Below are 24,726 nucleotides of genomic sequence, written 5' to 3'. Positions count from 1 at the left end.
TCGACAGGGCTCGTCGCCGCCGACAGGACCGGTCAGGACCCCATGCCGGTCTGCGCCGCGAGCAGCCGGATGTCCGTCGCGGTCGTCTGCCAGGCCGAGCCCCGCTGCTGCCGGAGCTCCCCGCCCTCGGCGAGGATCCGGACCTGGGTCGAGGTGTTGCCCGCGGCGATCTGGACCGTGCCCGTCGTCGTGCCGAGCGCCGTGGCGCCTCCGCCGAGCAGGTTCATCGTGACGGCGTCCTCTCCCGTCGAGCCGCAAACGACCGACACCACGTCGAGCTCGTCCGTCCAGGCCGCGGCGACCGCGGTCCCCAGAGTCGAGCGGAGGACGACCGGCTCGCCGACCGCCACCGGGTCGCCGTCCCGGGAGCGGGTGATGCCGGCCACCAGCACCGTCGCCTGCTGCCCGTCCTGGGCGAGCGCCAGCATCCGGGTGCCGTCGCGCGACACGGCGATCGAGGCGAGCGACTCGACCTCGCTCCAGGCCGTCGCGACCTGCATCGAGCGCGAGCCGTCCGCGGAGTACGCCACCAGCTGCCCGGGCGAGGCCGACGGCACCGACCAGACGTACCCGAGCGGATCGATGGACGGCGCGACGAGGCCCGACCGCGCGTCGAGGAGGACGTCGGCACCGTCGGGCTCCACGAGGCTCACGCCCGCGGCGGTGAGCACGGCGGCCGATGCGTCCGAGTCGGCCCCGCGCTGCTCGCCGAGGACCGCGGCCCGCGGCTGCAGCGCCTCGATCCGATCCGAGATCCCGAGGCCGGCCAGCCCGGAGGAGCCGAGGAATCCGAAAGCGTCGTCGGTCAGCACGAGCGGCCGGGTGTCGACGCGGGGCGAGGTCGGCAGGCCGGTGACCTCGGAGGGGACGTCGATCGGGTTCTGCTCGACCGAGAGCGCGACTCCGGTGACGTTCGAGACGTTCGCGAGGCTCCGGTTCAGCTGCAGGGCCATCAGCCGCCACTGCGCCGGATCGGCCTCGAGAGCGGCCGGGTTCAGGTCGACCACGGCGCGCTGCGACTCGACCGGGACGGTCTCGGCCGCCAGCGTCGTCCCGGTCGGGAAGGCCGACACGACGGCGGCGGAGTCCCGCAGCCACGGCGTGGGGCCGCGCAGCAGCTCGGTGACGATCGTGGTGCTGGTGGAGCTGTCGGCGCGCGAGGCGAACCAGCGCAGGTCCGGCACGAGGTACTGGTATGCGGGGTCGAAGAAGTAGAGCGCGTGCGTCGAGAAGACCTGCTCGAAGGTGGTGCGGTCGATCACCACGCCGCTCGGCGGCGCGCTGATGCGCCACTCGCCGTTCTCCTGGACGAAGCCGTAGTCGAGGGTCAGGCCGGCCGTGGTGGCGACGTCGGTGTAGACGCCGGTCGCGTCGACCTCGGCGACGGGCGTGATCGTCAGCGAGAGCGTGGATCCCGACTGCGGCGAGGCGGAGCGCTGGCCCTCGTCGACCGTCACGTGCTCGCCCGGCGTCCAGTCGGCTCCGGTGGAGAGGAACTCGCGGGCGATCTTGTAGTTGTTCTGCGGGCTCGACGCGGCGTCGATGAAGCCGGTCAGGATGTCGCGCTGCGACGCACCGACGGCGGGTCCCGACGGGAGGAAGTCGTACTGGAGGTCCTGCGGCGCGGTGTCGGGCCGTCCGACTCCGACGTCGCCGTCCCGCGGGATGCCGGCGCACCCGGCCAGCCCGAGCGCGAGCAGCGCGGCGGCCGCGACGGCGCGGAGGACGCCGCGCCTCACGGGAGCACCCCCGCGGCCCCGACCGGAGGAGCCTGCAGCGGCGGGAGGACGATCGGGCCGCTGTAGGCCTGCTCGCCCGCGTCGACCGGGGGCAGCGGGAGCGGCGAGGCCTCGATCCGCTCGCCGCGGTGGCGGGGCACGGTCAGGCGGAAGCAGGCGCCGCGATCGGGCACGGACCAGACCTGCAGCCAGCCGTGGTGCAGGGCGGTGTCCTCCTGCGCGATGGAGAGGCCGAGGCCGGTGCCGCCGAGCGTGCGGCGGCGGGACGGGTCGGCGCGCCAGAAGCGGTCGAAGACGCGCACCACCTCCTCGCTGCTCATGCCGTGCCCGTAGTCGCGCACCGCGAGGGCGACCGCGCTGGCGTTGCTGTCGACGGTGACGACGACCTCGCGGCCGTCGCCGTGCTCGATCGCGTTGCCCAGCAGGTTGCGGACGATCCGGCGGATGCGGCGCGGATCGAGGTCGGCGTCGAAGTAGCCGCCCGGGGCGGAGAGAGTGAGCCGGGAGCCGTTCGCCTCCGCGATCCCGCGCATCGCCTCGATCTCGTCGCCGGCCAGCTTCACCAGGTTGACCGGCTCGAGCTCGAGCTCGGCCGATCCCGCGTCGTGGCGGGAGATCTCGAGCAGGTCGGCGAGGAGGCTCTCGAAGCGGTCGATCTGGCTGTGCAGCAGCTCGACCGTGCGCTCGGCGACCGGGGCGAAGTCCTCGCGCTGGTCGTACAGCACGTCCCCGGCCAGCTTCATCGTCGTCAGCGGCGTCCGGAGCTCGTGCGAGACGTCCGAGACGAAGCGCTGCTGGACCTGGCTGAGCGTCGCGAGCTCGCTGATCCGGTCCTGCAGGCTGTCGGCCATGCCGTTGAAGGACCGGGCGAGGGTCGCGATCACGTCCTGGCCCCGCTCGGGGATCCGCACGTCGAAGTCGCCGGCGGCGAGGCGCTGGCTCGTCTCGGCCGCGACCCGGACCGGGGCGACGACGATCCGCACGACGACCCAGCTGACCGCTCCGATCAGCAGGATGAGCAGGATCCCCGCCACGTTGAGCACCTGCTGCACGAACTGGAGCGTGCGCTCCGCGTCCGCGAGGGAGTAGCCGATGTACAGCTCGTAGCGCCCGGCCGAGCTCGGCAGCTCGAGGGTCGAGCCGACGAGGATGCCGGGCTGCTGCTGACCGGAGGCGTCGAGCGTCACCGACTGCCAGTACTGCCCGTCGGAGCCCGCCTGCACCCGCTCGCGCAGCGCGTCGCTGATCACGCCGTTCTGCAGCTCGCGGTTGTAGATGTCCTGGGGCGCCAGCGAGGACGCCTCCTGGTCGGGCGAGCGCACGACGGCGATCAGCGCGGAGGAGGAGGCGTCCCGGACGGCGGTGCGCACCGAGCTCATCACCTCCTCCATGTCCTGGCGGGTGGAGACGGTGGCGGCGTCGAGGTATCCCTGCGCGGCCCGGGTCGCGCGCGACGTGTCGCCCGTGACCTGCGTCAGCCGTGACTGGAACAGGTTGTCGCTGATGCTGTACGAGAGGTAGACGCCGGTCGAGCCGATGGCGATGCCGCTGAGCAGGACCGTGATCGCGACCGCGCGGAACTGCAGCGACGTGCGCCACACCCCGAGCACGCGGCGGGGCCACCGGCGCACGTCGGGAGCGGCGAGGCGGGGCACGGTCAGCCCGGGAGGACGGCGCCGGCGCGGTAGCCGACGCCGCGCACGGTCATCACGATGCGGGGGTCGTCCGGGTCCTTCTCGACCTTGGCGCGCAGGCGCTGGACGTGCACGTTCACGAGGCGGGTGTCGGCCTTGTAGTGGTAGCCCCAGACCTGCTCGAGCAGCATCTCGCGGGTGAAGACCTGCTGGGGCTTGGAGGCGAGGGCGAGGAGGAGGTCGAACTCGAGCGGGGTCAGGCCGATGCGCGTCTCGCCGCGGCGGACCTCGTGGCCGGCGACGTCGAGGCTCAGGTCCCCGACCTGCAGCACCGCGTTCGCGGCGGCGGTGGCGGGACGCAGGCGCGTCCTGATCCGCGCGACGAGCTCCTTGGGGTCGAACGGCTTGACCATGTAGTCGTCGGCGCCGGACTCGAGGCCCTGCACGACGTCGGAGGTGTCGGACTTGGCCGTCAGCATGATGACGGGGACACCGGATTCGGCGCGGATCGCGCGGCACACTTCGATCCCGTCGATCCCGGGCAGCATCAGGTCGAGCAGGACCAGGTCCGGCCGGGCCCGCCGGAAGGCCTCGAGAGCACCGGAGCCGTCCGCGCAGAAGGAGACGTCGTACCCGTCGGCGCGCAGGACGATGCCGATCATCTCGGCCAGGGCGGCGTCGTCGTCGACCACCAGAATGCGCGCGCTCATCGGTCTGCTCTTCCTCGTCTCGGGTTGCGCCCGCCCACGGCGCGCACGGTGACCCGACCCAGGCTAACCGACGCACCTCTCCGTGGGCGGGGAGCGGGCTCTGCGGGCGAAGGGGGTCCGCTCGGGGGAGGACCCCGCCCGCACGCCTGTGACAGCATGGAGGGGATGACCGACGCAGCTCAGTGGCCCCCGCCCGCAGGGCGTCCGGACGACGCGGCCGTCCCGGCGCAGGACGGCGACCGGCGCAGGCCGCTGCCCGCTCCCGTCGCCCCGGCCTGGTCGCCTGCGCCGCCGAGCGCAGGTCCCGTACCGACCGGTCCCGCCGGGGGCTCCTGGTCGCCCGCCGGCGCCGGCCCCTGGTCGCCCGGACGCCCCGCGCCAGGCTGGACTCCCCCGCCCAAGCCCGGTCTCGTGCCGCTGCGCCCGCTCGGCTTCGGCACCCTGCTCGGCGCCCCGTTCCAGGTCCTCCGCCGCAGCCCCCGCACGACCCTGGGCGTCGCCCTGCTGGTGCAGGGCCTCGGGTCGGTGCTCGCCCTGGCGGTCTACGGCCTGATCGCGGTGCTCGCCGTCGGGCGCATCGCGCAGGCGGAGTCCGCCGACCGCGACGCCGTCGGCGCAGGCTCCCTCGCGGTCGTGGTCCTGGCCGCCCTCATCCCCCTCGCCGTCTCGCTCGCCAGCGGCGCCCTCGTGCAGGGCGTGGTCGTGCTCGAGGTCACCCGCGGCGTCCTCGGCGAGCAGGCGACCTTCCGACAGCTGCTCGCCCGGCTGCGGGGCCGCTTCTGGGCGCTGATCGGCTGGACGGTCCTGCAGGGCGTCGGCTACCTCCTCCTGGTGCTCCTCGCCGTGGCGCTCGCCGTGCCGCTGTTCGTCATCGGAGCGATGGACGGGACGTCGAGCGCGATCGTCGGCGGGATCCTGGTGCTCGTCGGCTCCGGCCTGGTCGCCCTCGCGCTGGGGGTCTGGCTGTCGACGAAGCTCGCCCTGGTGCCGAGCCTGATCGTCGTCGAGCGGCTGCCGTTGCGCCGTGCGGTGGCGCGCTCCTGGCGGCTGGTGGCGGGCGGCTTCTGGCGCACCTTCGGCGCGCTCGCGCTGATGACCGTGATCATCCAGGTCGCCGGCCAGATCGTGGCCACGCCGTTCAGCCTGCTCATCCCGATCGCCGGCGCCCTGATCGCCCCGACCGACCCGGACGCGCAGCTCGTCACCTCGCTCGTGGTGACGATCGCCTCCGTCGCCGTGGGCTTCGTGATCGGCGCCGTCGGCACGGTGCTCCAGTCGGCCGTGACGGGCCTGGTCTACCTCGACCGACGGATGCGCCGCGAGGGCTTCGACCTGGTGCTGATGCGCCACGTCGAGGAGCGCGCGGCGGGCCGCCCCTCCCCCGATCCCTTCCCCGTGCCGGAGCGCCCGTGATCCTCGCCGCGGCCCCTCTCGAGCCCGACGCGGAGCAGGCGCGCCGACTCCTCCTCGAGGAGCTCGCCGACCCGCGCTACCGGGCGGCCGAGCCGACCCTCTTCGACCGGGTGGTGCAGGCGGTGCGCGACTGGTTCGCCTCCCTCACGCTGCAGGGCGACGGCCCGCCGGTGCCGATCGCCGCCGTGATCGGCGTGCTGGTGCTGGTGGCGCTCGTGGTCGCCGCGCTCGTCATCGCGGGACGGCCCCGCGCCGGTCGCCGCAGCACCGTCACGGGAGCGGTGCTCGCCGACGACGACACCCGCTCGGCCGCGATCCTCCGCTCGCTCGCCGAGGCCGCGGCCGCCCGCGGGGACTGGGACGAGGCGCTCGTCGAGCGCTTCCGCGCCCTGGTGCGCTCCCTCGACGAGCGGACCGTCCTGCGGGTCTCGCCCGGCACGACCGCGCTCGGCCTGGCGTCGCGCGCCTCTGCGGCCTTCCCCTCCTCCGCCGCCGCGCTGCGCCGCACGGCCGACGACTTCGACCGCGTGCGCTACCTCGGGCAGCCCTGCGGCCCGGCCGAGTACGAGCGGGTCGCGGCTCTGGACCGCGAGCTCGCCGCGGCCTCGCCGGTCCTGGACGCCCTGGCGGCGCCCCGGTGAGCGCCGACACGGTCTCCAGCCCGACCCTCGGCGCGCTGCTGCGCCGCGGACGGGTGTGGGTGCTCCTGCTCGTGATCGTCGCGGTCGGCACTCTGCTGCTCACCGTCGCGACCGGGACCCGGGTGGTCGCCCCGGACCTCGACGTCGACAGCGCGACCCCGGACGGCGCCCGCGCGCTCGCCCAGGTGCTGCGCGATCAGGGCGTCGAGGTCGTCCGCGCCGACGACCTGGACTCCGCTCTCGCCGCCTCCTCCCCGGACGCGACACTGCTCGTCGACGACCCGGACGTGGCCCTCGACGAGGCCCAGTACCGCCGGCTCGCCCGCGCCTCGGCATCGCTCGTCCTGGTGACCCCGGGAGGAGCCGCGCTCGACGCCCTGCTGCCGGACGTCCGCTTCGCCGGCTCCCCGGCCGGCGACGGCCCCTTCCGCGCCGAGTGCCCGCTCCCGGCGGCCGAGCGCGCCGGGACGCTCCCCGCCGGAGGGAGCACGTACCGGATCCTCGACGACGGCGACGCGGTCGGCTGCTTCCCCTCGGGCGACGACGGCTTCCTGCTCGTGAGCACCGGGTTCCCGCAGGGCGCCGACGTCACCGCGATCGGCGACGCCGACCTCCTCCGCAACGGCACCATCGGCCAGGACGGCCGCGCCGCTCTCGCACTCGGACTGCTCGGCGGTGAGGACCGGCTGGTCTGGTACCGCGCCGGAGCCGCCGACTCGGCGAGCACCACCCCTGCACCCGCCGACCTCGCCCCCGGCTGGGTGACCCCGGCTCTCCTGCTGCTGGTGGCCGTGTTCGTCGCCTCCGCCGTCTGGCGCGGCCGCCGGCTCGGCCCGCTCGCGGTCGAGCCGCTGCCGGTCGTCGTGCATGCGAGCGAGACAGCCCGCGGCCGCGCGCGGCTCTACGCGCGCGGAGCCCTGCGGCCCCGCGCCCTCGACGCACTGCGCATCGGCACCCTCCGGCGGACGGCCGCGCTCCTGGGACTCGCTCCGGCGACCGGGGTCGACGAGATCGTCGCCGTCGCCGCCGAGCGCCTCGGCCGCGATCAGGCCGCGCTGCGCCGTCTGCTCGTCGACGACCTGCCGGGCGACGACGCCGCCCTCGTCGCCGCCTCCGACGAGCTCCTCCGCTTCGAGAGCGCGCTCCGCGCCGCCCTCTCCCCGACGACCGCCCGACGACCGGAAGGCCCCTCCCGATGAGCGACACCACCCCCTCCGCCCGCGACGGAGCGCCGGTCTCCGACGACGACCTGCGCGCCGAGCTCGACCGGGTCCGCTCCGAGGTCGGCCGCGCGGTCGTCGGCCAGGACGGCGCCGTCTCCGGGCTCCTGATCGCCCTCCTCGCGGGCGGCCACGTCCTGCTCGAGGGCGTCCCCGGAGTCGCGAAGACGCTGCTCGTGCGCGCCCTGTCCGTCTCGCTCGGCCTCGACACCCGCCGGGTGCAGTTCACGCCGGACCTGATGCCCGGCGACATCACCGGCTCCCTCGTCTACGACGCCTCCACCTCCGGCTTCGCCTTCCGCGAGGGCCCGGTCTTCACGAACCTCCTGCTGGCGGACGAGATCAACCGCACGCCGCCGAAGACCCAGGCCGCGCTCCTCGAGGCGATGGAGGAGCGCCAGGTCAGCGTCGACGGGCGCACCCTGCCTCTGCCGGACCCGTTCCTCGTCGCCGCCACCCAGAACCCGGTCGAGTACGAGGGGACCTACGTGCTCCCGGAGGCCCAGCTGGACCGGTTCCTGCTCAAGCTCGTGCTCGACATCCCGCCGCGCGACGTCGAGGTGGAGGTGCTCTCGCGCCACGCCGCGGGCTTCGACCCGCGCGACCTCGACGCCGCGGGCGTGCGACCCGTGCTCGACGCCGCCCGTCTGCGCGCCGCCCAGGCCTCGGCCCGGCGAGTCGGAGCCGGTCCCGACGTCCTCGGCTACATCGTCGACCTCGCCCGCGCCACCCGCGAGAGCCCGAGCGTCAAGCTCGGCACCAGCCCCCGCGGCTCGACCGCCCTGCTCGCGGCGTCCCGCGCCTGGGCCTGGCTCAACGGCTACGGCTCGATCACCCCCGACCACGTGCAGGCGATGGTCCTGCCCGTGCTGCGCCACCGCATCCAGCTGGAGCCGGAGGCGGAGCTCGAGGGCGTCCGCACCGAGGCCGTCCTGGGCGGGATCCTGCAGCAGGTCCGCGTCCCGGTCTGAGCCGTGCACCTCACCGGACGCAGCGTCCTCGTCCTCCTCGTCGGCCTGGTGCCGGTCGTCCTCCTGGGCGGCCGCCCCGAGGTCGCCTTCGCCGTGCTCGGCCTCTGGCTCCTGGCCTGGGCGGTCCTCGTCGGGATCGACGTCGCGGTCGCGGGCTCGCCCCGGGCCGTGGTGCTCGAGCGGCGGGTGCCGGACCGGGTGCGGCTCGGCGAGAGGGCCGAGGCGACCCTCCTGGTCACGAGCACCGGCCGCAGGAGGATCACGGGGGTCCTCCGCGACGCCTGGGAGCCCTCGGCCGGTGCCCTCGAGACCCGGTCGCCCCTGCGTCTGCCGCCGGGCGAGCGCCGCGCGGTGACCACGGTCCTGGAGCCGATCCGCCGCGGCGAGCGCCGGGCACTCCACGTCACCATCCGCTCCCGCGGGCCGCTCGGGATGGCCGGCCGCCAGGCGACGCGGGCCGCGCCGGCCGTCGTCCGGGTGCTGCCCGCCTTCCGCTCCCGCCGCCACCTGCCCTCGCGCCTGGCGCGGCTGCGTGAGCTGGAGGGGCGGACCAGCGTGATGATCCGCGGCCAGGGGACCGAGTTCGACAGCCTGCGCGAGTACGTCCGCGGCGACGACGTCCGCTCGCTCGACTGGCGGGCGACCGCGCGGCGCCGGGAGCCGGTCGTCCGCACCTGGCGCCCGGAGCGCGACCGGCGCGTGATCGTCGTGCTCGACACGGGCCGCCTGTCCGCCGCCCGGATCGAGGACGAGCCGCGCCTGGACACGGCGATCGAGGCGTCGCTCCTCCTGGCGGCCCTCGCGGCCTCGGCCGGCGACCGGGTCGACGTGCTCGCGTTCGACCGCACCCGGCGAGCCCGCGTGCACGGCGCGACCGGCACGGAGGTGCTGACCCGCGTCGTGGACGCCCTCGCCCCCGTGCAGCCCCAGCTCATCGAGACCGACTGGGCGGCGGTCCCCGCGCAGGTGCGCACCCTGGCCTCCCAGCGCTCGCTGGTGGTCCTCCTCACCGCGCTCGACTCGGTCGGATCGGCGGAGGGGCTCCTCGCGGTGCTCCCGCAGCTCACCCGCGTGCACACGGTCGTGGTCGCCTGCGCGCTCGACCCCGAGCTGCAGCGGATGGCGGAGGACCGGAGCGACCGGGCCGCGGTCTACTCCGCCGCCGCCGCGGAGCGCTCGCTCGCGGACGTCGACCGGCTCTCGGCCGCCGTCCGCCGTCTCGGCGGGGACGTCGTGCTCGGCAGCCCCTCCGCGCTCCCGCCGGCGCTCGCGGACCGCTACCTCGCGCTCAAGGCGGCCGGACGGCTCTGACCTGCGAGAGGGGCCGTCGTCGGTCCCGGGAGCGCTGATCGACGGCCCCGCTCCGACGGCCGTGCTCGTCCGGCTCGGCTCAGCCGGCCGCGATGCTCCGCGACCCGGCCTCGAACCGGTCGAGGTCGCCCGTCTCCCCCGCCCGCACCGCGCGCCCGCCGACGACGATCATGTAGAAGAGGAACGCGCCGAGGGCGAGCGCCCCGATCCCGATCTTGAGCCACCAGGGCCAGGGCGCCGGAGTGACGAACCCCTCGATCACGCCCGAGACGAGCAGCACGAAGACCAGGCCGATCGCCACCGTGAACAGGCTCCGCGCGTCCTCGGCGAGCGCCTGGCCGCGGGTGCGCGCGCCGGGAGCGATCCAGGCCCAGAAGATCCGCAGTCCCGCGGCCGCGGCGACGAACACGGCCGTCAGCTCGAGCTGGCCGTGCGGCGCGATGTAGAGGAAGAACGTGTCGCCCTCCCCCACATGGAACATCACCGCGATCGACGTGCCGAGGTTCTGCGCGTTCTGCAGCAGGATGTACGGCACGTAGACGCCGACGATCCCGAAGGCCACGCACTGCGCCGCGATCCAGGCGTTGTTGGTCCAGACCTGCCCGGCGAACGAGGCGGCGGGGTTCTCGGAGTAGTAGTCGATGAAGTCGCCTCGGGCGAAGCGCCGCAGCTCCTCGTCGTCGCCCAGCGCGGCGAGCAGGCGCGGGTCGCCGAGGATCCAGAGCGCGTAGAGCGTCGCCACCACCGCGGTCGCGAGGGCGACGGCGAGCGTCAGCCAGCGCAGCCGGTGCAGAGCGGCCGGGAGCGAGAGGACGACGAAGCGGGAGACCGCGGCGAGCGGCTCGTCTCGCGTGCCGGTCAGGCGTCCCCGAGCCCGCGAGAGCGAGACGGCGAGCCGCGTGCCGACGGCCGTCGATCCGGCGGTGGAGGAGATCGTGGCGAGGTCCGCGGATGCCGCCTGGTAGCGCTCGATCAGCTCGTCCGCCTCGGCTCCGGTCAGGCGGCGCCTGCGCGAGAGCTCGTCGAGGCGGGTCCACTGCGCAGTGCGGGCGGCCGAGAGAGCGTCGATGTCCATCTCCTGACAGGATAGCCAGGCACGCCGCCGAGGCCGAGCATCCGGGAGGAGCACCGTGGAGGAGCAGCGCACCGAGTTCGACGACGCCGACCTGGTCACCGGCGAGGCGATCGCGCTCGAGGTGCCCGTCACCTCGTTCGTGCTCCGCGCGGTCGGCGCGATCATCGACCTGATCGCGGAGCTCCTGCTCGCGCTGGGCCTGTTCCTGCTGGTCTCCTCCCTCTCCGGGGACGGCGGCCTGGACCCCGCCGCCTCGGCCGCCGTGGCGATCGCGGCCCTCGTCATCGCCGTGGTGATCGTGCCGGTCACCGTCGAGACGGCCAGTCGCGGCCGCTCGCTCGGGAAGCTCACCGTCGGCGCTCGCGTCGTCCGCGACGACGGCGGTTCCATCGGCTTCCGGCACGCCCTCGTGCGCGGCCTCACCGGCGTCCTCGAGATCCTGATGACCTTCGGCGGGCTCGCCGCGGTCGTCGGCCTCCTCTCGCGCCGATCGCGCCGTCTCGGCGACGTCCTCGCGGGCACGCACAGCCAGCTCGAGCGCGTTCCCCGCGCGGAGCCGCTGGTCGTCGAGATCCCGGAGCCGCTGCGGGGCTGGGCCGTCACGGCGGACACCGCGCGCCTCCCCGACGCCCTGGCGCGCCGACTGGCGCAGTTCCTCCGCCAGCGCCACGGCATGACGGAGCCGTCGCGCTCGCAGCTCGCCGCCGCGCTGGCCGACGAGACCGCGGTCCACGTCTCCCCGCTGCCCGCCGCGCCCGCGGAGGACTTCCTCCTCGCCGTGGCCGCACTCCGCCGGGCGCGGGAGGAGCGCGCCCTGCTCCTGTCCGACCAGCGCCTCGAGCGGCTGGCCCCCGTGCTCTCGAGCACGCCGCGCGGCTTCCCCGAGCGGCCCTGACGCGCGCGGCAGCGGCCTAGGCGGGCCCCGCGCCGTAGCGGACGGTCTCCCAGCCGCGCGGGACGAGGAGCCGCCGGTCGTGCTCGGCGCAGAGGTCATAGCCGTGCGGATCCGGCGCAGGACTCAGCGGCCCGACCGCCACCAGCGAGTCGCGGTAGTCGTAGGTCAGCGTGACGACGGCCTGCGCGCGGCAGCCCGTCCGCGAGCAGTGCCGTCCGGTCATCGCCGCCCACAGTAGCAATAGGCTGGAGCCATGCCCCGTGCTCGTCGTTCCGCCGCTCGCCCGACGAGCGGGTCGCGCGGAGGCTCCCGCGACCGGCACGGCCGCGGCGCACGAGCGCCGATCACCGGTCCGCACCTCCCCCTGCTGCAGACCCGCTCCGACTTCTTCGAGGCGACGATCGGCTCGGCCTTCGACTACCTCCGCGGCACCTGGCCGGAGGAGCTCGCCGGCATCCGCGTCGACGTCGCTGCGACTCCCGACGTCGACCCCGACCGGCTGCAGGGCACGGGCATCGCGCGGTGGCGCGTCGACCACGCCGCGCGCCGCATCACGCTCTACCGCGTGCCGATCGAGCGCCTGGCGAAGCTGCGCCGCCGCGACGAGTGGCACCAGCGCATGCTGATCGAGAGCTACGTGTTCCGCGCCGTCGCGGAGCTGCTCGGCCGCGACCCGTGGGACATCTCCCCGGACCGCTACCGGCACCCCTGATGCGCCGGCAGCTCTGAGGCGCCGGCACCGCCGAGGCGCCGCCGCCCCGCGTCTCAGTGCGAGTAGACCTTGATCGGCGAGGAGAGCGGTCCCGGCGGGACGATCGTGTACGAGGCGATCCGCCCGTCGCGCGCGATCGAGACCGAGGCCTGCACCGGCTGGGTGCTGCTGACGACCGCGCCGTCGCCGTCCAGCGGGGTCGCGAGAGCCGCGAACGGGCCGAGCTCGAGCGTGCGGGTGCCGCCCGGGGCCTCGATCTCGACCGAGGCGGTCGAGTCGCTGCCGTTGACCAGGTGCAGTCGCGCGTCGCCCTCGCCCGTGCCGGCGACGCCGAAGGGCGTCGTGGTCGCGGTGCCGGAGGCGAACCAGGCGAAGTCCGTGCCGGCCGAGCCGGTCGAGGTCGTCCGCCCCGCCGCGACGATCGGCTGATCGGCCCGCAGGACGATGCGGTAGGAGCCGTCCGCCAGGCCCGTGAGCGGGACCTCGCCGACGAGGCCGGCGGGGACGACGACCTGGGTGGAGGCGCCCGACCCGCTCGGGTCCTCGTTGGTGACCTCGACCGAGACCGTGCTGTCGGCGTCGCCGGGGGTGAGGATGCGCAGCACGGGGCTGCCCGCGCCGCCGCTGCCGTCGTCGCTCGCGGTCTCGGCCGGAGGCGACGTGACGGTGAAGCCGGCGATCACGGCGAGTGTGTCCGGGCCGGCGGAGGGGCCGGTGGTCTCGACGCCCTCCGGGGTGAGCCCGGAGATGGCGCTGCTCTGCATGCTCGCGGCGACCTCGCCGCCCCGTGCGGTCACGTGCACGACGGGCTGGACGACCCCGGGGGCGAGCCCCGCGAGCGGGAGCGCGCGGACCGCTCCGGCCGGAACGACGATGCCCGTGGCGCCGGTGGCCTGGACGGTGCCGGTCTCGGAGAAGAGCGTGAGGTCGACGGTGGAGGCGACCTCGCTCGGGTTCGCCAGGATCAGCACGGAGGTGCGCCCGACGTCGGTCGAGCCGGCCACGAGCCAGCTGTCGGCCGAGGGCTCGGCGCAGGCGCGGGCGGACAGTCCGGAGAGGGTGTCCGTGCCGATGGCCTGGACGGTGGCTCCACCGGGAGCGGGGTCGGAGCCCGCGGGCACGCTCAGACCGGTGATGCCGGTGCCCGGTGCGGCGACATCGTCCTCGTCGAGGACCGTGGGGTCCGAGGTGGAGCCCTCGGGCCGGACCGCGGTCGCCGCGCCGTCGAGGGCGCGCAGCTGCTCCGGCTCTCCGGCGTCGATCAGATCGCCGCCGCAGACCAGCGAGCTGTCGGCCGCGACGGGCGTCACGACGACGCCCTCCGCGGCGCTCGAGACCAGGGGGGACGGGAGGAGCTGGGGCACGACCACGGCGGCCGCGGCGATCACGACTCCGGCCGCGACCACCGCACCGCGCAGGGCCGTCCGGCGCCGACGGGCGGCCGAGGGTGCGCGATCGGGCGTCGATGCCGCGGAGCGATCGGCGCGGCGCTCCGCGCGGGAGCGGCGGGCGGAGGACTCGGGCATCTGCTTCTCCTGGTCGGCGGGGTCAGACATCGTCGTTCCCGTCGTCGAACTGGCCGGTGGCCTCGCCCGGCTCGTCGTCGATCCCGGCGACCGCGCCGCTGGAGCGGCCCCGCTCGAGGGAGAGCCCGGTGGGCACCGCCAGCAGGAGGGCGACGACGAAGACAAGGAGGAGGGCGATCGTGTAGGCGATCCCGAAGGGTCCGACCACGCCGGACGGAGCGGCCTCGGTGCGGGTCCCCTCCGTGTCGACGGCCGTCCAGAGGAGCCCGTAGCGGGTGTCGCCGACGGCCGAGAACGCCGCGTTGCCGTCGAGGGAGACGGCCGCCCGCGCGCGCACGGCGGCGGCCGCGTCGCCGACCTGGGTGCCGGCCGGCTCGGTCAGCACGACGAAGCGCACGCCGAGGCTCTCGAGCGCGGAGGGGACGTCGTAGCCCGTCCGCGAGACGAGGTTGCCCGCCAGCTCGTCGATCGCGTCCGTGCTCTCGGCGCCGGTGTTCGCGAGGGTCGACTGCTGGTCGAGGGTCGCGCCCGCTCCGCGCTCCAGCCGGGCGAGGACGCCGCCGTCCGCCTGCGGGACGAGCACGATCGTGCCCACCCGCGGGTCGTTCCGGGCCTCGGCCGCCACGTAGGCGGGGAGCGAGCGGTCCGACGTGGTCGACACCGACGTGCCGGCGCCGGTCGGGAAGGCCACCACGAGCGGACCGACCAGTGCTGCCGCCGCGGCCGTGACGACGAGCGCCGGCACCACGCGCACCGAGCGCACGGCGGCGAGCGAGAGCGACGCGCCGATCACCAGGCCGAGCCAGTAGAGGCTGAGACCGGTGCCGCTCCAGACGGAGACCGCCTCGGAGCCGGTGGTCGCGACCTGCACGCCCTGGGCGAGCGAGGCGGTCACGAGGCCCGCCGCCGCGACGCCGACGCCGCCGAGGGCCGAGAGGTTGTTCGGGAGGAGGAGGGCGGCCAGCGCCGCGACGATCAGCGGCACGACGAGCACGGCCGTGACCAGCGGGGCGGCGGAGGCGCCGATCCCCAGACCGCCGAGGAACGCGAGCCATCCGTCGGGCAGACCGGCCGGGAAGCCGGCGAGCAGCGCGACGAGGTCCGACTGCGCGGAGGGCAGCGGGACGCCCGGATCCGCGAGGACGCCGAGCCAGTCGCCCCGCGGTGCGCGGGCGACCACCAGCGGGAAGAGCAGGACGGCCGCGGGGATCGGCAGGCCGAGGAAGCGGCCGATCCGCCGCCCCGAGGTGGCGACGACGACGAGCCAGATCACCAGGAGCGGCACGGCCAGCACCGGCGCGCATGCGACGACGGCCGCAGCCAGGATCGAGGCGCTCGCGGAGGCGGACCAGGAGCGGTACGCGCCGAACCCGGCGAAGAAGAGCCAGGGAAGCAGCACGTGCACCAGCAGCGGGGCGGGGCGCCCGTCGGCCTGCGCGGCGAAGAAGGCGGGAGCGAGGATGTAGACGAGGGCTCCGGCGGCGCGGGCGGTCGCGCGCGGGGTGAGCCGCGCGATCATCAGCCAGGCGCCGAGGGCGGCAGCGGGGAGCGCGACGAGGTAGAGCAGCACCATCGAGTAGCTGGGCGACCAGAAGGTCAGCGAGCCGAGCACGGCGAGGACGGCGGCGAACGGGTCCGCCGCGCCGATGAACCCCGAGCCGAGGTCGCGCCAGCCGTAGGCCGCGTTGCGCCACAGCTCGCCGACGGTCGGCGAGAGCGTCAGCAGACCGCCGCCGCTGAGCGCGGGAGCAGCGAGGAGCGGCGTGTAGACCACCAGGCCGGCGAGCGCGGCCATGAGGACGACCCACACTCCCCCGCCCTGGAAGAAGTGCAGCGGATGGCGGTCCCGCCCGGCCTGCACGCGCACGGCGTCGTGGCGCACCGAGCGCAGCTGCCGCACCACGTCCAGCGGGATGCGCAGCGGCGCGACGGCCTTCCAGCCCACGTTCTTCGATGAGCGGAGAACGGTGCGGGCCCGCAGCACCTTCGTCCCCCCGAAGGCGACGACGAGGGCCGCCAGCAGCTCCCCTCCGACCAGCCCGGGCTGCTTGCGCAGCAGGCGCACGACTGCGCGGCCGATCGCCAGGGGGACGAGCGAGAGCCAGTGCAGGAGGAGGAGCGCGACGGGCGCGTAGGCGAGCCGGCGGTGCAGCTGCGCGGTGCGGTGCTGGCGCGCGCGGCGCCGCTCCCCGCTGTCGATGCGGCGGCCGTCGGGGCGCTGCAGCCCGATGCGGGCGGTGGTGACGCGGGCGTCCGGCACGCGGCTGACCCGGTGCCCGGCGAGCCGGGTGCGGATCGAGAAGTCGAGCGCGTCGTCGACGACCGGCAGGCCGGGGTCGAAGCCGCCGAGCTCCTCCCAGAGGGAGTGGCGCACGAGCATGCCGCCGGCGGCGACGGCCAGGACGTCGGGCGTGGAGTCGTGCTGGCCCTGGTCGAGCTCGTCCTCGACGAGGTGGACGGTCGTGCCGTGCTTGGTGATCGACTCGCCGTAGCTGCGGATGTAGCCGGAGCGCGTCCAGTCCATGATCTTGGGACCGGCGACGGCGACGGAGGGGGCGACCTCGACGGCTCCCAGCAGCGCCGCGAGGGCGCCGGGCTCGGGGGCGGAGTCCTGCGCGAGCAGCCACAGCCACTCGTCCTCTCCGGCCGGCGGCTGCATCACGCGGACAGCGCGGGCCACGGCCTGGCCGAAGGGGAGGTGCTCGGCGACCTGCACGAGCTGCGTCGGACCCCAGGACGCGAGGAGCTCGTCGGTCGTGTCCTTCGAGCCTCCGTCGACGAACACCGTCGCGTCGGGCTGACGGGTCTGCGCCCGCAGGGCCGCGAGGGTTCGTTCCAGATAGGACGCGCCGTTGCGCGCGACGAGGACGGCGGTGACTCGTGGATACATCGCGGACAACCCTAAGCGATGCCGCCGCGCCGCCCGCCTGCGGCTCGCCGCCCCGTCGGTCGGGTCGCGGCGAGGAGGGGACTAGGCCCGGCGGCGCAGCTTCCGGCGCTCGCGCTCGGAGAGGCCGCCCCAGATGCCGAAGCGCTCGTCGTTCTCGAGCGCGTACTCGAGGCACTGCGCCCGGACCTCGCACGAGGTGCAGATCTTCTTGGCGTCGCGGGTCGAGCCGCCCTTCTCGGGGAAGAAGGCCTCGGGGTCGGTCTGCGCGCACAGCGAGTCGACCTGCCAGGAGAGCGCGCCCCCCGGCGCCTCGGTCGCGGTGTCGATCCCGGGTCGGACCCCGGGCACGCCCAGACGGACCGGATCGACGAACCAGTCCTCGGGGACTCCGGAGTGCTGTTCCGGAAGCGTCATGCCGTCTCCTACCCCGCCTGCGAACCGATGATCGGCGGCCGCTCCTCCCGGAGCCACTGCCTAGGTAATTACAGCGGTGTCATTCGCTCAGGTCAAGTCGCGGACCATAAACCCTCAACCCGCCGTGGAGGGTTCACGACACACCGGCGTGTCGCGAACGTGAGATCCGATCAGGCGGTCGCGGCGCTCCGTGCGCGCCAGGCGCTCTCCACCATCTCGGCGACCGTGTGCCGCATCTCCCAGCCCAGGTCGCGGGCCGCTGTCGCGCCGGAGGCGACGATGCGGGGCGGGTCGCCCGGCCGCCGCGGGGCGACCTCCGGCGTGAAGGCGATGCCGGTGCTGTCGGCGATCGCGCGCATGATCTCCCCGACGGAGGCCCCGGATCCGCTGCCCAGGTTGTAGACCGGGTCGATCGGCTCGCCGGCGGCCAGGCGGCGCGCCGCGGCGACGTGCGCGAGCGCCAGGTCGGCGACGTGGATGTAGTCGCGGACGCAGGTGCCGTCCGGCGTCGGGTAGTCGTCGCCGTTGATCCGGGGCGTGCGGCCGTCCAGCAGAGCCTCGAAGACGAGGGGGAAGAGGTTGTGGGGACTGGTGTCGTAGACGTCCGGGTAGCCGGACCCGACGACGTTGAAGTAGCGCAGGGAGGCGTGCCGGACGCCGTGCGCCCGCCCCGCGTCCGCGAGCAGCCACTCGCCGATCAGCTTCGACTCGCCGTAGGGCGACTCCGGGCTCTTGGGGGTGTCCTCGGTGACGATCTCGACGTCGACCGCGCCGTAGACGGCAGCGCTCGAGGAGAAGACGATCGAGGAGACCCCGGCGCGCTCCATCGCCGCCAGCACGCGCATGGTGCCGGTGACGTTCTGCTCGTACGTGTGCAGGGGGCGCTGCACCGAGACTCCGGCGTACTTGAACCCGGCGACGTGGACGACGCCCTCGATGTCGTGCTCGGCGAGCACGCGGTCGAGCAGGGCCTCGTCGAGGATCGAGCCCTGGTGGAACGGGACGCCCTCGGGCACGAACGACGCGTGCCCCGAGGAGAGGTCGTCGAGGACGACGGGGTCGATGCCCTGCTCAGAGAACGCGCGCACCACGTGCGCCCCGATGTACCCGGCTCCCCCGGTGACCAGCCATGCCATGTGGATCCTCCTCGGTGCGGGCCCGCGACTCCGCGCGCCGGAAGACACCCTATCGGCGGGGATCGACGGCGTGGATAGGCCGGATGACGACGGGTGGCGATATCCTGCCGCCGTGCTCCGCTCCGTCGCCCTCCTCGCCCTGCCCGGCCTCGCGCCGTTCGAGTTCGGGGTCGTCTGCGAGGTGTTCGGGATCGACCGCGGCGCCGACGGAGGGCCCGCCCTCGACTTCCGGATCGCCACTCCCGATCCGGGCCCCGTCCGCACGAGCCTCGGATTCGACCTGCTGATCGCCGATGGTCTCGACGCGGCCCGGGACGCGGACCTGATCGCCGTCCCCGCCCACGGCCGCGGGCCCGCCGACGAGCGGGTCCTCGACCTCCTCCGCGAGGCTCACGAGCGCGGCGCGTGGATCCTCAGCGTCTGCAGCGGGGCCTTCACCCTGGCGCAGGCGGGCCTGCTCGACGGCCGGCGCGCGACCACCCACTGGATGCACGCCGCCGAGCTCGCCCGGCGCTTCCCCTCCGTCACGGTGGACCCCGAGGTCCTCTACGTGCAGGAGGGGCGCATCGTGACGAGCGCGGGCACCGCGGCCGGCATCGACGCGGCGCTGCACGTGGTGCGCGAGGAGCTGGGCGCGACGGCGGCGAGCGTCGTCGCCCGGCGGATGGTCGTGCCCCCGCAGCGCCACGGCGGGCAGGCGCAGTACCTGCGGACCCCCGTTCCCGAGGCGCGCGCGGACTCGCTGGCCGAGGTCACCGAGTGGATGCTGGAGCACCTCGACGAGGACCTCTCGATCGAGGCGCTGGCCCGTCGGGCCCTGATGGCCCCCCGCACCTTCGCGCGCCGCTTCCGGGCCGACCTCGGCACGACTCCGCTCGCCTGACTCACCCGCCAGCGCCTCCTCCGGGCGCAGGTGCTGCTGGAGGAGACGGAGCTGACCCTCGAGGCGATCGCCGCGCGGGTCGGCTTCGGCACGGCTGCGGTGATGCGCCACCACTTCACGCGCGTCCTGCGGACCACGCCGGCGGCCTACCGCCGCACGTTCGCCGCCTGAGCGGGCGGCACCGGGATCGCTGGAGGGGTCAGACCGTCGCGACGAAGAGCCTGCCCCGTCCGGTGACGGCGAGGGCGCCCTCCGACGGCGTCACGAACACACTGCCGCCGCGCTCGACGCGGACCGAGCCCTCGCCGCCCTCGAGCGAGAACGAGCCCTCGGTCGCGATCGCGATGGCGGGCCCGTGCAGGGCGACGCGGGCCGGCGTCTCCGACTCCGGCTCCACGACGGCGAGCACGAAGTCGGGGACGTCCGGACGGTAGACGCGCACGCCCGGCCCGGCCTCCTCGGCCGGGAGGTAGGGCACGGGCAGCGGCGAGAACTCGAGCACGCTCACCAGCTCGGGCACGTCGATGTGCTTGGGCGTGAGGCCCCCGCGCAGCACGTTGTCGGAGGCGGCCATCAGCTCCACGCCCGTGCCCGCGAGGTAGGCGTGGATGTTGCCTGCGGGCAGGTAGAGCACCTCGCCGCGGGCGAGGCGGACGCGGTTGAGCAGGAGCGAGAGCACGATTCCGGGGTCGCCCGGGTAGCTCTCGGCCAGGTCCCGGACCGTGGTCGTCTCGAGGCGGTCGTCGCCCGCGGACGCCGCGACGACCGCGGACACCAGCGCGGCGACCTCGGCACGGTCGCCGTCGGCGAGCAGCCACGACACGGCGCCGCGGAGGACCTCCGAGGGCTCGCCCTCGAGCGTCCGGGCGAACCGCGCGATCGCGGCCGCCTCCTCCGCCGGGGCGCGCCCGGCCAGCTCGGCGAGCAGCGCCCGGGCGTCCGCCGGCTCACGGAAGCCGCAGAGCGCGTCGAAGGTCTCGCTGAGCGCGTAGATCAGCTCGGGCTTGTGGAACGGGTCCTTGTAGTTGCGATCGGCGGCGTCGCGGGGGATGCCGGCCTCCTCCTCCTCGACGAACCGGCGCCGGGCCCGCTCGGACGAGGGGTGGGCCTGGAGCGACAGCGGCCCGCCCGCCGCGAGGATCTTGAGCAGGAACGGCAGACGGGGAGCGCCCGAGACCGGATCGACCGACCCCTCCACTCCGGCGAGCGCCGCCTCGGGGTGCTCGGCGATCCACTCGGCGAGCGTGCCGGCGCCGACCGAGGCGGGGTCGAGGACGCGCGCGGGCGAGCCCGGGTGCGCGCCGAGCCAGAGCTCGGCCTCGGGGGCGCCGGAGGGCGCGGTGCCGAGGGCCTCCGAGATGCCGGTGAGCGAGCCCCAGGCGTAGTCGCGGGGGGTGTTGCCGATCGGGATGAACACGGGAGCGCTGGCCTTCCGTCCGAGGGGTGGGTCCGAGCCGCTCAGCCGGACGCGCCGGGGCCGCTCCGCTGCGACGCTAGCAGGATCCACAACGCGGGCCCGGGAGGAGGGCCCGCCTGTTGGTGCTCTCCGCCAGAGGACGCGGCACTCGCAGGCGCGCTTCGTACGCTGGGAGTCGCAGCACTGTCGCCGTCGGAGCGGTCGCCGTGCCGCATCCGACGAGCGAGGGAGCACAGAGCATGGACAGCACGACCTTCGAGACCCTGGGGGCCGACTTCTACGGGTTCGAGGCGGCGCTCACGCCCGCCGAGAAGGAGCTGCTGGTCGGCGTCCGCGCGTTCCTCGAGGAGCAGGTGCGGCCGATCGCCGACGAGTACTGGGAGCGCGCGGAGTTCCCGCGGCAGCTGATCCCCGCGATCCACGCCACCGGCGTCATCGGCCTCTCCTGGCCCGAGACCCGCGCGATCGAGAACTCCGCCGTGTTCCGCGGCTGGGTGGCGCTCGAGCTGGGCCGGGTGGACGCGGGCATCGCGACCTACGTGGGCGTGCAGAACGGCCTGGTGATGGGAACGGTCGGCGTCGCCGGCTCCGAGGAGCAGCGCGCCGAGTGGCTGCCGAAGCTCGCCTCGGGCGAGGTCGTCGGCGCCTTCGGCCTCACCGAGCCGCACTCCGGCTCCGACTCCGCCCAGGGCCTGCGCACCACCGCCCGCCGGGACGGCGACGACTGGATCCTCGACGGCGAGAAGCGCTGGATCGGCAACGCGACCTTCAGCGACGTGACCGTGATCTGGGCGAAGGACGCGGAGGACGGCCAGGTGAGGGGCTTCCTCGTCCCCACCTCGACGCCGGGCTACCGCGCCACCGCCATCGCGCGCAAGCAGAGCCTGCGCACGGTGCAGAACGCCGACATCGTGCTCGAGGGCGTCCGCGTCCCGGAGTCGCTGCGCCTGCAGGGCGCGAACTCGTTCCGCGACACCGCGAAGGTGCTCCGGCTCACCCGCGCCGAGGTCGCCTGGCAGGCCATCGGCGTCGCGATCGGCGCCTACGACGCGGCGCTGCGCTACGCGAAGGAGCGCGTGCAGTTCGGCAAGCCGCTCGTCGGGCACCAGCTGGTGCAGGACCTCCTGGTCAAGAGCATCGGCAACATCACGGCCAGCATCGCCCTGGCGACCCGCGTGTCCGAGATGCTCGACGCCGGCGAGCAGCGCGACGAGCACTCCGCCCTCGCGAAGGCCTACGCGACGGCCCGGATGCGCGAGACCGTCGCCTGGTGCCGCGAGGTGATGGGCGGCAACGGCATCGTCCTCGACTACGGCGTCGCCCGCTTCTTCGCCGACGCGGAGGCCCTCTACTCCTACGAGGGCACCCGCGAAATGAACACGCTGATCGTCGGCCGCTCGATCACCGGCACCGCCGCGTTCGTCTGAGCCTCCCCGGCCGGGGAGCGAGCGGCGGCGCGCCCGGCACGCCGCCGCGCCGCCCCCGCTCCCTAGACTGGTCGCCATGATCCGACGCGCCGCCCCCGCCGCTCCCCGAGCGCTCGCGGTGGCGGTGCTGGCCGTGCTGCTGGCCGGCCAGTCGCTGCGGAACCTCGCCGGATGGTGGGGCTGGGGCGTCGTCGTCGCGCTGCTCCTGGGCGCCTCGATCGCCGTGCTCGTCCGCGCCCGCCCCCGCCCGCGCTGGGCCCGCACGCCGAAGTCGCTGGTCCTCTTCCTCGGGCTCGCGGTGCTCTCGCTGCTGTGGTCCGCCTATCCGGGAGCGAGCGCGATCGGAGTCACGGCGCAGCTCGCGACGACGCTCGGCGGCGTCGTCCTCGCCGTCACGCTGAGCAGCCGGGAACTGCTCACGGCTCTCGGACGGGCCCTGCGCCTCTCCGTCGGCCTCTCGCTCCTCTTCGAGCTCGTGATCGCGGTCGTCGTGCAGCAGCCCGTCCTGCCGTTCGGCGTCGAGCCTCCCGCCGACGGACCGACGCCCGACGCCTTCTACTGGTCGCAGGCCGCCCTCTTCACCGGCGAGCCCGTCCAGGGGATCGTCGGCAACCGCAACCTCCTCGGCTTCCTCGCCCTGCTCGGCCTGATCGTGATCGCGATCGAGCTGGCGGCCCACTCGATCCGGCGCCGCTGGGGGGCGGTCTGGGTCGCCCTGTACGTCGCGACCCTCCTGCTCACCCGCTCGGCGACCGTCCTGCTCTGCCTCGTCGCCGTCGTCCTCGCGGCCGCGTTCGCGCTCTGGGCTCGCCGGAGGGGCGAGTCCCGCCGCCGTCCCGTCTACCTGACCGCCGCAGGGCTGGCGGTGGCCGCCGTCGCCGGAGGCGCCGCGGGCTGGGGCGCCCTCCTCGGCCTGCTCGGCAAGAGCGAGGACGCCACGGGCCGCCTCGACATCTGGGACTCGGTGATCGCGCTCACGCTGCAGCGCCCGGTCCTCGGCTGGGGCTGGGTCAGCTACTGGGCTCCCTGGGCCGCCCCGTTCGACACCCTCGCCGAGCGCAAGGGCGTGCTCTACCTGCAGGCCCACGACGCCTGGCTCGACGTCGCCCTCCAGCTCGGAGCGGTCGGCCTCGTCCTCTTCGCGGCGCTCGCCGTCTCGACGCTGTGGCGCTCCTGGTTCCGCGCGGTCGACCGCCCGCGGCGCGACGCGACCTCGACCCTCCCCTACACGGCCGCCAGCCTCGCTCCGCTGCTGATCGTGGTCGCCCTCCTGGCGCAGTCGCTGTTCGAGAGCCGGATCCTGATCGAGGGAGGCTGGCTGCTCCTCGTCCTCTTCGCGGTGCAGACCAAGCGACCGGCGACCGAGACGCCCGAGGTCCTCGCCGCGACCCCGCTCCCCCTCGCCGACGCCTCCCCGAGGCGATGAGGCCCCGCCGCCCCTCGCTCCCCGCCTCCGTCGCCGACGCGACGGCGTCCCCGCAGTTCGCGGCGGCCCTCGCGCAGACCACTCTCGTCACCGTCCTCTGCGCCCCGGCGGTCCGCGGGCTCATCGGCTGGCCCGGCTACATCGCCGCCGTCGCCACGCTCACCGCCCTCGCCGCGGTCATGCTCGTCCTGCGGCGCGGGCGGCTCGACTGGGAGGGCCTGCTGCCCACGAGCATCCTGGTGTTCCTCGGCTGGATCGCGCTCAGCGTGCTGTGGAGCGACTACACCTGGGCCACGGTCTCGAGCGTCGTCTACCAGTTCGCCCTGGCGTTCCTGGCGATCGCGATCGGCCTCACGCGCGACATCATCCAGATCATCCGCTCGGTCGGCGACGTGCTGCGGGTCGTGCTGATCGCCTCGCTGGCCGTGGAGGTGCTCTCGGGGGTGCTGATCGACCAGCCGCTGCGCTTCCTCGGCGTGGAGGGCCTGCTCGCGGTCGGCGGGCCGATCCAGGGACTCGTCGGCACGCGCAACCAGCTCGGGCTGGTCTGCCTGCTGGCGATCGTGACGTTCTCGGTGGAGCTGATGACCCGCTCCGTCGCCCGCGGGCCGGCCGTCGCCTCGCTCGCCCTCGCCGCGGTCACCCTCCTCTTCACGCGCTCCGCCGTGAGCGCGGGCGTGCTCGCCGTGGCCGTCGTCGTCGCCCTCGCTCTGCGCTGGGTGCGCCACGGCGACGGCACCCACCGCCGTCGGCGGCAGTTCGCGGTGCTCGGCGTCGCCGCCGCGGCCTCCCTCACCGTGTGGCTCCTGCGCTACCGGGTGATCGAGCTGCTGAACGCGGGCAGCGAGTTCGAGTTCCGGCTGCGGCTCTGGCAGCAGGTCTGGCGCTTCACGGACCTCGCTCCGATCGTCGGCTGGGGCTGGGTGGGCTACTGGCGGCCCGACCTCTACCCCTTCACCGCCATCGACTACCTCTCGGGCCGCCCGCACTCGTCGAGCCTCAACGCGCTCTTCGACGTGGCCCTGCAGGTCGGCGCGGTCGGGGTGGTCCTCTTCGTCGTGCTGATCGGCCTCGCGCTCTGGCGCTCCTGGCTGATCGCCTCCGAGCGCAAGGCGGTCGTGCACGTCTGGCCGGTGCTGGTGCTGACCGTGCTGATGGTCACCGCGCTGGCCGAGAGCTCGATCCTGCTCGACGCCGGCTGGCTGCTCGTGGTGCTCTGCGCGATGCGCGCGGCCCAGGGACTGAGCTGGCGCCGGCTCCTGCACCCGCGGGACTGACCGGACTCC

Annotated in this window: 20 protein-coding genes and 1 pseudogene; 11 read left to right on the top strand and 10 right to left on the bottom strand. The window is 74.8% G+C overall.

Annotated features, from left to right (window positions below):
- Positions 1-32: 32 nt before the first annotated feature.
- From C5C30_RS17490 to mtrA, 3 genes are read right to left on the bottom strand one after another with little or no spacing between them, the layout of a single operon-like run.
- Positions 33-1,739, bottom strand: a complete 1,707-nt coding sequence (locus C5C30_RS17490) for a GerMN domain-containing protein (protein ID WP_181131400.1) — start codon at positions 1,737-1,739, stop codon at positions 33-35.
- Positions 1,736-3,394 carry an MtrAB system histidine kinase MtrB gene (gene mtrB, locus C5C30_RS00280; protein WP_244229464.1) on the bottom strand — a complete coding sequence of 553 codons (1,659 nt, stop codon included), beginning with the start codon at positions 3,392-3,394 and terminating at the stop codon, positions 1,736-1,738. Before mtrB ends, C5C30_RS17490 begins: the two co-directional genes overlap by 4 nt.
- 2 nt (positions 3,395-3,396) lie before the next feature.
- Positions 3,397-4,083, bottom strand: coding sequence for an MtrAB system response regulator MtrA (mtrA, locus tag C5C30_RS00275; RefSeq protein WP_104224133.1), 687 nt, complete (start codon positions 4,081-4,083; stop codon positions 3,397-3,399).
- A 165-nt stretch (positions 4,084-4,248) separates the two neighbouring features.
- Between mtrA and C5C30_RS00270 the strand changes: the two genes are divergently transcribed.
- The 5 genes from C5C30_RS00270 to C5C30_RS00250 are packed head-to-tail and all read left to right on the top strand — an operon-like array spanning position 4,249 to position 9,639.
- Positions 4,249-5,496, top strand: a complete 1,248-nt coding sequence (locus tag C5C30_RS00270; RefSeq protein WP_146081455.1) for a hypothetical protein — start codon at positions 4,249-4,251, stop codon at positions 5,494-5,496.
- Positions 5,493-6,137 (top strand): DUF4129 domain-containing protein, encoded by a 645-nt coding sequence (locus C5C30_RS00265; protein WP_104232800.1) that lies wholly within the window; start codon positions 5,493-5,495, stop codon positions 6,135-6,137. The genes C5C30_RS00270 and C5C30_RS00265 overlap by 4 nt, the downstream gene beginning before the upstream one ends.
- Positions 6,134-7,336 (top strand): DUF4350 domain-containing protein, encoded by a 1,203-nt coding sequence (locus C5C30_RS00260; protein WP_104332965.1) that lies wholly within the window; start codon positions 6,134-6,136, stop codon positions 7,334-7,336. Before C5C30_RS00265 ends, C5C30_RS00260 begins: the two co-directional genes overlap by 4 nt.
- Positions 7,333-8,328, top strand: coding sequence for a MoxR family ATPase (locus C5C30_RS00255; protein WP_104224137.1), 996 nt, complete (start codon positions 7,333-7,335; stop codon positions 8,326-8,328). The genes C5C30_RS00260 and C5C30_RS00255 overlap by 4 nt, the downstream gene beginning before the upstream one ends.
- Before the next feature lie 3 nt (positions 8,329-8,331).
- Complete coding sequence (locus C5C30_RS00250; RefSeq protein WP_104332964.1) at positions 8,332-9,639, top strand: DUF58 domain-containing protein; 1,308 nt, start codon at positions 8,332-8,334, stop codon at positions 9,637-9,639.
- A 79-nt stretch (positions 9,640-9,718) separates the two neighbouring features.
- On the opposite strand, the gene C5C30_RS00245 is transcribed toward C5C30_RS00250, so the two are convergent.
- Entirely contained in the window at positions 9,719-10,714 is a 996-nt protein-coding gene (locus tag C5C30_RS00245; protein ID WP_104224139.1) for a stage II sporulation protein M, read from the bottom strand.
- Positions 10,715-10,769: 55 nt separating this feature from the next.
- Between C5C30_RS00245 and C5C30_RS00240 the strand changes: the two genes are divergently transcribed.
- Positions 10,770-11,609: an RDD family protein gene (locus C5C30_RS00240; protein WP_104224140.1), complete on the top strand. Its 840-nt coding sequence runs from the start codon at positions 10,770-10,772 to the stop codon at positions 11,607-11,609.
- A 16-nt stretch (positions 11,610-11,625) separates the two neighbouring features.
- Here the strand turns inward: C5C30_RS00240 and C5C30_RS00235 are convergent, their stop codons facing one another.
- Positions 11,626-11,832: a DUF3499 family protein gene (locus C5C30_RS00235; RefSeq protein ID WP_104224141.1), complete on the bottom strand. Its 207-nt coding sequence runs from the start codon at positions 11,830-11,832 to the stop codon at positions 11,626-11,628.
- A 30-nt stretch (positions 11,833-11,862) separates the two neighbouring features.
- On the opposite strand from C5C30_RS00235, the gene C5C30_RS00230 reads away from it, so the two are divergent.
- Positions 11,863-12,321, top strand: coding sequence for a metallopeptidase family protein (locus C5C30_RS00230; RefSeq protein WP_104332963.1), 459 nt, complete (start codon positions 11,863-11,865; stop codon positions 12,319-12,321).
- Between the two features lie 53 nt (positions 12,322-12,374).
- On the opposite strand, the gene C5C30_RS00225 is transcribed toward C5C30_RS00230, so the two are convergent.
- The 4 genes from C5C30_RS00225 to galE form a co-directional block, all read right to left on the bottom strand.
- On the bottom strand, positions 12,375-13,877 hold the full coding sequence (locus C5C30_RS00225) for a DUF5719 family protein (RefSeq protein WP_146081454.1): 1,503 nt from the start codon (positions 13,875-13,877) through the stop codon (positions 12,375-12,377).
- Positions 13,870-16,737 carry a glycosyltransferase family 2 protein gene (locus C5C30_RS00220; protein WP_104332961.1) on the bottom strand — a complete coding sequence of 956 codons (2,868 nt, stop codon included), beginning with the start codon at positions 16,735-16,737 and terminating at the stop codon, positions 13,870-13,872. The genes C5C30_RS00225 and C5C30_RS00220 overlap by 8 nt, the downstream gene beginning before the upstream one ends.
- A gap of 81 nt (positions 16,738-16,818) precedes the next feature.
- Complete coding sequence (locus C5C30_RS00215; protein WP_104224145.1) at positions 16,819-17,151, bottom strand: WhiB family transcriptional regulator; 333 nt, start codon at positions 17,149-17,151, stop codon at positions 16,819-16,821.
- A gap of 170 nt (positions 17,152-17,321) precedes the next feature.
- The gene (gene galE / locus C5C30_RS00210; RefSeq protein WP_104232806.1) at positions 17,322-18,287 is read right to left on the bottom strand and encodes a UDP-glucose 4-epimerase GalE; all 966 of its coding nucleotides are present in this window, start codon (positions 18,285-18,287) and stop codon (positions 17,322-17,324) included.
- A 112-nt stretch (positions 18,288-18,399) separates the two neighbouring features.
- On the opposite strand from galE, the pseudogene C5C30_RS00205 reads away from it, so the two are divergent.
- Positions 18,400-19,341: pseudogene (locus tag C5C30_RS00205) on the top strand (GlxA family transcriptional regulator).
- 28 nt (positions 19,342-19,369) lie between these two features.
- On the opposite strand, the gene manA reads toward C5C30_RS00205, so the two are convergent.
- A complete protein-coding gene (gene manA / locus C5C30_RS00200) occupies positions 19,370-20,587 on the bottom strand; it encodes a mannose-6-phosphate isomerase, class I (RefSeq protein WP_104332960.1) in 1,218 nt (405 codons plus the stop codon).
- A gap of 239 nt (positions 20,588-20,826) precedes the next feature.
- On the opposite strand from manA, the gene C5C30_RS00195 reads away from it, so the two are divergent.
- The 3 genes from C5C30_RS00195 (at position 20,827) to C5C30_RS00185 (ending at position 24,717) form a co-directional block, all read left to right on the top strand.
- The gene (locus C5C30_RS00195) at positions 20,827-22,014 is read left to right on the top strand and encodes an acyl-CoA dehydrogenase family protein (protein ID WP_104332959.1); all 1,188 of its coding nucleotides are present in this window, start codon (positions 20,827-20,829) and stop codon (positions 22,012-22,014) included.
- Positions 22,015-22,090: 76 nt separating this feature from the next.
- On the top strand, positions 22,091-23,440 hold the full coding sequence (locus C5C30_RS00190; protein WP_104332958.1) for an O-antigen ligase: 1,350 nt from the start codon (positions 22,091-22,093) through the stop codon (positions 23,438-23,440).
- Complete coding sequence (locus C5C30_RS00185; protein WP_104332957.1) at positions 23,437-24,717, top strand: O-antigen ligase; 1,281 nt, start codon at positions 23,437-23,439, stop codon at positions 24,715-24,717. The genes C5C30_RS00190 and C5C30_RS00185 overlap by 4 nt, the downstream gene beginning before the upstream one ends.
- Positions 24,718-24,726: the final 9 nt, after the last annotated feature.

The organism is Rathayibacter sp. AY2B5 (assembly GCF_002931645.1).
Lineage (GTDB): Bacteria > Actinomycetota > Actinomycetes > Actinomycetales > Microbacteriaceae > Rathayibacter.
The sequence above is the reverse complement of the archived record's forward strand: the minus strand, read 5'-3'. Positions and strand labels throughout refer to the sequence as shown.

Bases quoted from the DNA above. Each gene is read 5' to 3' on its own strand.
- mtrA (WP_104224133.1), bottom strand. From the start codon at position 4,083: ATGAGCGCGCGCATTCTGGTGGTCGACGACGACGCCGCCCTGGCCGAG.
- C5C30_RS00270 (WP_146081455.1), top strand. From the start codon at position 4,249: ATGACCGACGCAGCTCAGTGGCCCCCGCCCGCAGGGCGTCCGGACGAC.
- C5C30_RS00255 (WP_104224137.1), top strand. From the start codon at position 7,333: ATGAGCGACACCACCCCCTCCGCCCGCGACGGAGCGCCGGTCTCCGAC.
- C5C30_RS00245 (WP_104224139.1), bottom strand. From the start codon at position 10,714: ATGGACATCGACGCTCTCTCGGCCGCCCGCACTGCGCAGTGGACCCGC.
- C5C30_RS00235 (WP_104224141.1), bottom strand. From the start codon at position 11,832: ATGACCGGACGGCACTGCTCGCGGACGGGCTGCCGCGCGCAGGCCGTC.
- C5C30_RS00230 (WP_104332963.1), top strand. From the start codon at position 11,863: ATGCCCCGTGCTCGTCGTTCCGCCGCTCGCCCGACGAGCGGGTCGCGC.
- C5C30_RS00225 (WP_146081454.1), bottom strand. From the start codon at position 13,877: ATGTCTGACCCCGCCGACCAGGAGAAGCAGATGCCCGAGTCCTCCGCC.
- C5C30_RS00220 (WP_104332961.1), bottom strand. From the start codon at position 16,737: ATGTATCCACGAGTCACCGCCGTCCTCGTCGCGCGCAACGGCGCGTCC.
- C5C30_RS00215 (WP_104224145.1), bottom strand. From the start codon at position 17,151: ATGACGCTTCCGGAACAGCACTCCGGAGTCCCCGAGGACTGGTTCGTC.
- galE (WP_104232806.1), bottom strand. From the start codon at position 18,287: ATGGCATGGCTGGTCACCGGGGGAGCCGGGTACATCGGGGCGCACGTG.
- C5C30_RS00195 (WP_104332959.1), top strand. From the start codon at position 20,827: ATGGACAGCACGACCTTCGAGACCCTGGGGGCCGACTTCTACGGGTTC.
- C5C30_RS00190 (WP_104332958.1), top strand. From the start codon at position 22,091: ATGATCCGACGCGCCGCCCCCGCCGCTCCCCGAGCGCTCGCGGTGGCG.
- C5C30_RS00185 (WP_104332957.1), top strand. From the start codon at position 23,437: ATGAGGCCCCGCCGCCCCTCGCTCCCCGCCTCCGTCGCCGACGCGACG.